Consider the following 7495-nt stretch of genomic DNA (forward strand, 5'->3'; position numbering starts at 1 on the left):
TCTTCAGCAAGTTTGGATTTCCCGTTGTCCCCAAATCACTTAAGACCAGGGAGCCAAACACATCTAAAATATTATTTGTATGACCGCAACGCCGTTTTACCTAAGTTTTTGACCTGGATAAACCAGGGTGGGAACCTTTCGCTTCGTTTAAAGTTTCCGAGAACTAAGCCCGGTATACTGCCACAAAGAACAATCGACTCCCATTTTCTTAAAGACATAGATCAAAAAACTTGATGGCAGTCACCAACGTCGCAGCGCAATAACCCAATTATAACCTTCAAAAATTATGTTGGGGAATTTCAGCAGAGAATTTTTCAGGTTTGAGTTGGATACCAGATAGACTCTACTTGCTGTGCGACTTCGAGCGCACAATCCCGACTAGGATTCTCTAATAATACTGTCACATGACCCAATTTGCGACCGGGGCGGGATTCGGATTTACCGTACCAGTGGAGACGGGCATTTGGGATTGCCTCAATCAGTTGGCGTTTTTCTTGGTAATCGCTGATGCTATTTTCATATCCTAATAAATTTACCATCACCGCACCTGGACAAATCAAAGATGGGTTTCCCAATGGTAGTCCGCAAATTGCCCGCAAATGCTGTTCAAATTGTGAAGTTTGACAAGCATCGAGGGAAAAATGTCCAGAATTATGGGTGCGAGGAGCTATTTCATTTACCAGAACTTTGTCATCTGCCGTTAGGAATAGTTCTATCCCAAATACCCCGATTGCATCCAAGCTATTGAGTAAAATCCGGGAGATATTTTCAATGGTTGCCGCAACTTGGGGAGAAATATTTGCAGGTGCGATCGCACGACGACAAACTTGTTCTTGTTGTTGAGTTTCTACCACTGGATAGTTGACAACTTCACCACTTACTGAACGTGCAGCGATAACTGCTAGTTCGTGGGTAAATGGGATAAATTCTTCGAGCAAAAATTCCACATGGCTTGCTTTAAAACGTCCCCTTTTGATATCTTCGAGGGTTGATTCCAAATGTTGAATATCTTTAATAATGTACGTACCCTGCCCATCGTAACCGTGACGACGGGCTTTGAGGACAACGGGAAATCCAAACTTGCTGAAGATGTGCAAATCGTTAGCATTTTGCTTTAAATCTAACGCTACAAAATTGGGAACTGGAATGCCAATATCCCGAAGATAGCAACGCTGATGATATTTATCTAACAGTGGTGCAAGTGCCTCCAAACGGGGACGAAAACAAACTCCCCGTTCCGCTAAACTCGATAAAGCTTCTAAATCGACAAATTCATTCTCAAAAGTAATGACATCGCTTTTTTTTGCCAGTTCCCCAGTTGCGATCGCATCATCTACACGAGCTTGTACGAAAAAACTAGACATACTGTCCAATTTTGTTGAATCCATAGGATGTTGTTGTTTTGCAGCAACAACAGCTGGATCATTTACACTTGGAGTCTGTACAACTAGTTCGATACCTAGCTTTTTAGCTGCACTTCCCATCATCCAAGCCAATTGTCCACCACCAATTACACCAACACGTTTCATCTGCACCCTAGTGAATCACGAGTTTGAACACCTGGAAAGCGAATTCACACCACTCGCTTTGAGACACAATTCCTTTACCTGCAATGCGTCTAATATTGCATCGGTAAAATCAGCACCTTCGATATTTACATCTGCGAGGGTCGCATACAGCAATAACGTTTCTTGAAAAATTGCGTCACTTAAATCCGCACCTGTTAAGTTTACCCGATCTACCATCGCATTCGATAAATTTGCACCATGTAGATTTGTTTTTGTCATTACCGAAGCGCTCATTACCGCACCTCGTAAATCAGCATCTTGAAAGTTGGTAAATTCCATATTGGCATTAGAAAATTCAGATGCCTGTAATTCCTGACCGGAAAAGTCTTTCCTTGTCAATTCGGCGTTACTAAATGATAAAGGATGGGTCCAATCTGCATACGCAGCGACAGTTGGACATAGTAGAGACACTAAATTAACTAGAATTACCAAAACAAACACTGCTAGCAGTCTCAATAACATATCTAGTCGCCATGTGAGTATTTTTACTTTTATTTTTTTAGCTTATCGCAAATAGGGACTCGATCGTACAGAAAAAATGTCATAAAAATTGCTGGGGAGTTTTCCAAAAACCAAATTACACCATCTTTGTAAGTAGTAGGGTGTGTCATTCTATTAATAACTGAGTCGAAATTACTACTGCCTAGTTACATCGAATCTTGTTTTCTTTTAGTTTCTTGAAGTCTCTTTAGATTTATTTTATTATCAGTCTTTGTTTATGAAGATTGTTATAAGCATTAATTCTTGCTCTTTCTTCTGTTTATCCCCGCTTTTCTCAATACTCCTTTTCCCTTCCCTGATTCCCATCGGAGGAGCGACACTAAATCTTAGAAAGCCCTAATCAATTTAGATTTTATTAACGACTACCTTAAGGGATATCTCAGATTATTGAGTTTGCGGCTTCAAAGTAAAGTTTATTTTCTTTTCGCATCGATAAAGCTTATTTGCGGTTAATCTTGGATTATTCAATTGTTCGATCCAAGTTCTTGAATTATATTTCCAAGCCAGTTTTGATAACTATGAAGTTTTTGTACTATTTGCTTAATGCAAGTTAACAATGTTTAAAAAATTGTAATCCACTCATATTATTGAAAAAGCATTAAAAAGCATTAAAAAGCATCAGATTAACTTGTCAGCAAGCTATTGAAACACTTATATTCACTTATTAACGAAAATCATGCGAAGCCTAACGCCCTGCCCAACTATGAAGCATTATCATCAGCAATGGATAGAGGACTGGTGCCAAGACAATGGCTGGACTGATTTGCATATCGAGCGGTGTAATAATTACTGGGCATTTCCTCCTGGTGCAGTGATGCCGGAACCAATTCCAGTCAAAGTTTTAAGATTTATTAAGACAGAAAAAGGGATGACATTCAATGAGAAATTCTGGTCAATTTCTGCTGTTGTCGGTACTGTTGTTGCGGTAATTTCTACTTATTTACTAAAATGTCCAATGCCGATGATTTTGGCGTTTGCTTTTGATGCAGTCACAGCCGCAAGATTAGAAGTTGAAGATATTTAAGTTAGGGAATGGGGCATTAGGCAATTCATAATTCTTAACCTATGCAGATACCCCACTGGATTATTAATTGATGAAGACACTCCGGTGGAGTGTCTCTACTCTTTCTCCATCATCTTTTGCAGTTCTTCTGTAGTTAGGGATTGGACAAAGCTTAAATCTAGGGGTTTTTGGCTGATATATTGACTGTAAGCAGCACTTAGATATGGTTGGTACTGCTGTTTGTTTAATAGATGGCTTTGGAAAAAAGCGACACTGAGGGACTTAACATAGGTTTGTGCGATCGCAGGATCGGGACCAATCAATTCCTTGGGAACCGGTAAAACACCTTTAGAGCTATCTAACTTTTCCGATGTCGAGAAATGGGTTGCATTATCGATAATCGCCAAATATTTATTCTTGGTTTGCAACCAAGTAAAAGGATTCACCTGTTCGGGAATCGCAGGTGTGATAATATCCTGACTACCTCCCATTAACATGACTGGAACTTGAATTTTACTTAATCCTTGTTTACCCAAAACAATGCTACTTAAAGGGTTCATTACCATCACAGCTTTAATCCGTGAGTCTTGTAAAGTGGGAATTTTCACCTTGTTCTGCAATAACTCATTAGCACGACATTGTAAAAATACTGATAAATTCAGTGATTTATTCGGGTTACAATTCCTGCGAATACCATCTATATCAAAATTTGCACCTGCCAAAGTCAAAGCGGTGTAGCCACCATATGAGTGACCAATTACACCAACTTCTTGGAGATTCAGTAATCCTTGCAAATTAGCGTAAGACTTCTTATTAATTTGCAACTCATCCAGCAAAAACTTGACATCGAGAGGGCGATTAATTAGCTCCTGTGCTTCTGGAGGGCTGGATAAACCCGAAAAGTATTGTTGAATCTTCGTTGCATCGCTTCCAGGATGTTCGAGAACTGCAACAGCAAAACCATAGGTAGCGAGATGTTTTGCTACATACGCAAATGTTTCCCGGTCTTCAGCGACACCATGAGAAATTACAATTAAGGGAAATGGTGGTTTTGCCACAGTCGCAGCTTTGGTTTGCGGTAGATACAAATCAACAGCAAATATCCGATTACGGAACAAATCATTCATTGTCAGGGATTGTTTTCCCGAATTAAAGCTACCTGCAACCCGCAAATCTGGAAGTTTGGAAAAATCTATGTTTGCTTGACTTTTTGCTTCAGTAGTAGTTAGCTCTTTAAGTCCAGCAACAACGCGATCGCGTTTATTTAGCAAACTACTTAATTCATTCGTAATCCCCTGAATTTCTCCGAAATTCAACCGCATCGTGTCTGAAGGGTAGCGACGAATCACATCGACAATATTTAAACCTTCTGGGTCATTTGCCGATAAAATAAGAGCCGAACGCAAAGCATAAAAATTACCTTGTCGCGATTCCGTTTGTAAGAGTGTTCCCAATCTTTCGACTACTTTCTGCCCTAACTGGGAATAGGTAAATTGGGAAACTAAAGTTGCATTTACTTGGAAGCGAGTCTTTAGCAGTTGACGAAATTGTCCTCTTTGTGATTCGGGAATACGGTTAATGTAAAAAGCCAAATCCTCAGTAATTCGTCCTTCCTTTGCGAAGATTTCAATATCATCTGCTGAAATTGTAAATTCTCCCAAAGGAGAATAATAAAAAGCGATACGGTTAGCACTCAATCCTGGAGTAGCACTAGATAATAGAGAAAAAATGCCACCACTTAAAGCGCTGAGTATAGTTTTGAGATAGGGCTGTTGTTTCTTGTTTCTAGCAGTCATATTAAAAAAATACCTTAAATGGGAGCATACTACGTGTCTTTAAGTATTCTCCACTCATTTAATCAGCAATTTTTCGGAGAAGGTAATCCCCAAGTAAGATTATTTAGTATTTCCACTGAAGCTTTGTAAAGGGATTATATTTTATAAATTGAATATATTTGCAACCTGATAAACCGAAACTATATACAGAAACATATTTGAGCAATCTTCCACTTAGGTAGGTTGCTCAAATTATTATTATACCCCCGACTTCTGTGATAAGTCAGGGAAACCAATTTCTATAGCATTTCTTCTTGTCGAATCGGTTCCTGTCTTGTATCTGAAAAATTAGCATCGATCCAATTGAGAATAGGAACTAGTGATAATAACATTAAAGCTGAATACATATCACCACCCCAACTATCGTGTAGCCATTTAAACATAGATTCGTTACCAGTACCGTGGAAAAAAGTAAGTAATGTATTGCGAATAATATTTGCAGTGACGCTAATTATGACTGCTAATGAAAGGAACCAAGTTGTTTTGCGTTGCGATGATAAAACACCTGTCCAATGTAATAGCATTAAACAAACATATAGAGTTGTAAAAAGCATTTTTAAACCCGCACAATAGGGAGCTACTTCTACAACTCTGCCGCTCACATATAAATATATCCCATCGACATTTATATTCATCCCCAATTGGTTTAAAATAAACCCTGCCGTACCAGCAATAAAGCTTTGCAAAGGCATTGTGTAAGGAGCAATGAGATAAGGAAGTGAATTAGGTGTTGCTAAAAAGACTAATAATAAAGGAAACCATTGTAATTTTAATCCTGCTCTTCCTTTTAACCACAAGCAAAGCCCAGCAAGAATAATTGGCAGAGAAAGATTTACCCATTCGGAGACACCACAAAGATAAAATAATCCACCTATCAATAGGAATCCAATGCCTAGAGGATGATTGCGATCGCGCAACCGATACCATAATTTACGGTTTGTCCATGCCAGATAAATCGCAAAGGGAAAACCAATCAAACCGTGACTAAAATACTCGTGTTCGGTACTAATTGTTTTTTTTATCCAACCATCACACCAATGTAGAAATATTGGTGCATATAGTAATGTCAAAACACCAATAATTGCATAATTAAATAATTCTGTTGGGTTGGTTGTTCTAATTCTTTGTTTATACATAAAAAGTTAATGGTTAATCGGTAGTTGTGATTGGGAAATAAGAAAGGGTAAAGATAGAAAAAAGTTAACATGTTATCTAAATAAGGCACTCACATTAACCAGCATCCAACCAATACCCATTAACTACTACCCGTTAACTACTAAAAGCTGCTGCTTAGAAGTAAAAGTAAATGCGATCGCAGCGAAAATTTCCTTGACTTGGTTGGTGGTTAAACCTGGGTACATTGGTAATGATAGTATCTGTTTTGCCAATGTTTCTGCGTGGGGAAAGTCTCCGAGTTGATAGCCTAAGTTGGTAAATGCTGGTTGTAAATGGCAGGGTATGGGATAGTGAATCCCGGTTTGAATCCCCGCATTCCCAAGGGTTTCTTGTAATTCTTGCCGCGAAACTGAACAAGACTCAGTTATTTTCACCACATATAAATGATACACATGTCCAGCACCACTTTGGTTTTGCATTGGTATAATTCCGCTTGCGGCAAACTGTGCAAATTCTGCGTCATATTGTTGAGCGATTTCTAAACGTAGATGATTCCACTCAGGTAAATATGGTAACTTTTCTAACAATACGGCAGCTTGGAGCGTATCTAAACGGCTGTTTGTACCTGGTTCGGTATGATAGTACTTATAGGAAGCTCCGTAATTCCGCAAACGCACCATTTTTTTGGCAACTTCCCCATCCCGTGTGAGCAAAATTCCACCATCACCAACTGCACCCAAATTTTTGCTAGGGTAGAAGCTAAATGCGGCAGCAATCCCGACTGAACCAGCTTTATATCCATCACGTTCCGCTAAATGTGCTTGAGCTGCATCTTCAAAAATCAGCACATTGTGGGTTTTTGCAAAATCTAAAAGTTGTCTTGGTGATACCATTTGCCCGTAGAGATGTACGGGGATTATCGCTTTGGTTTTTCCTGTCACAACCTTAGCTGCTGCCTCTAAGTCGATTAAAGCAGTTTCTGGGTCGCAATCAGCAAAAATCGGTGTTGCCCCAGCACGAATTACGCCAATCAATGTTGCTACAAAGGTATTTGCAGGCAAGATAACTTCATCACCAACACCAACATTACAAGCTTGTAAACCAAGTGCGATCGCATCTGTTCCGGAAGCTACTCCAATCCCATATGCGGTATCGGATGCTGCTGCGAATTTTTGTTCAAAATCAGCGAGAGCTTTCCCTAAAACGAAATCCCCGTTTAATAGTACTTTTTCAATTGCCTGTTGAATTTTATTCTGAATCGGTTGATGTTGAAAACTCAAATCGACAAAGGGAATTTTAACGTTCATATTCATTAATTATTGACTTATTTCAAAGCAATCAAAAAATCTTTTTACGACTAGCTAATTTACTAGTTAATCTATTTACATTTGAGCATAGATTATCTAGCAAAGCATTAATATAAAGGAAATATATTTTTTTGTAAAAGTTTTAAACGTTTGACTTATTTTTTT

At 38.8% G+C, this 7495-nt stretch carries 5 protein-coding genes, 1 other RNA gene and 1 pseudogene; 1 reads left to right on the top strand and 6 read right to left on the bottom strand.

Translation table 11 applies throughout. The features are described from left to right. Positions 1-76 precede the first annotated feature (76 nt). The 3 genes and pseudogenes from ssrS to CK510_RS22955 form a co-directional block, all read right to left on the bottom strand. Positions 77-261: non-coding RNA, 6S RNA (gene ssrS / locus CK510_RS22945), on the bottom strand. A gap of 53 nt (positions 262-314) precedes the next feature. Beyond that, complete coding sequence (locus CK510_RS22950; protein ID WP_095723894.1) at positions 315-1529, bottom strand: 5-(carboxyamino)imidazole ribonucleotide synthase; 1215 nt, start codon at positions 1527-1529, stop codon at positions 315-317. After that, a pseudogene (locus CK510_RS22955) lies at positions 1526-2030 on the bottom strand (pentapeptide repeat-containing protein). The gene CK510_RS22950 and the pseudogene CK510_RS22955 overlap by 4 nt, the downstream one beginning before the upstream one ends. A gap of 742 nt (positions 2031-2772) precedes the next feature. On the opposite strand from CK510_RS22955, the gene CK510_RS22960 reads away from it, so the two are divergent. Continuing rightward, positions 2773-3093, top strand: coding sequence for a slr1957 family protein (locus CK510_RS22960; RefSeq protein WP_095723895.1), 321 nt, complete (start codon positions 2773-2775; stop codon positions 3091-3093). A gap of 95 nt (positions 3094-3188) precedes the next feature. Here the strand turns inward: CK510_RS22960 and CK510_RS22965 are convergent, their stop codons facing one another. The 3 genes from CK510_RS22965 to CK510_RS22975 all read right to left on the bottom strand — a co-directional run bounded on the left by CK510_RS22965 (position 3189) and on the right by CK510_RS22975 (position 7330). Then, positions 3189-4868, bottom strand: a complete 1680-nt coding sequence (locus CK510_RS22965) for an alpha/beta hydrolase (RefSeq protein WP_095723896.1) — start codon at positions 4866-4868, stop codon at positions 3189-3191. 278 nt (positions 4869-5146) lie between these two features. Beyond that, positions 5147-6043 (bottom strand): cyanoexosortase B, encoded by an 897-nt coding sequence (crtB, locus tag CK510_RS22970; protein ID WP_095723897.1) that lies wholly within the window; start codon positions 6041-6043, stop codon positions 5147-5149. Positions 6044-6169: 126 nt separating this feature from the next. Then, complete coding sequence (locus CK510_RS22975) at positions 6170-7330, bottom strand: DegT/DnrJ/EryC1/StrS family aminotransferase (protein ID WP_095723898.1); 1161 nt, start codon at positions 7328-7330, stop codon at positions 6170-6172. Positions 7331-7495: the final 165 nt, after the last annotated feature.

Source organism: Brunnivagina elsteri CCALA 953 (assembly GCF_002289455.1).
Classification (GTDB): Bacteria; Cyanobacteriota; Cyanobacteriia; order Cyanobacteriales; family Nostocaceae; genus Brunnivagina; species Brunnivagina elsteri.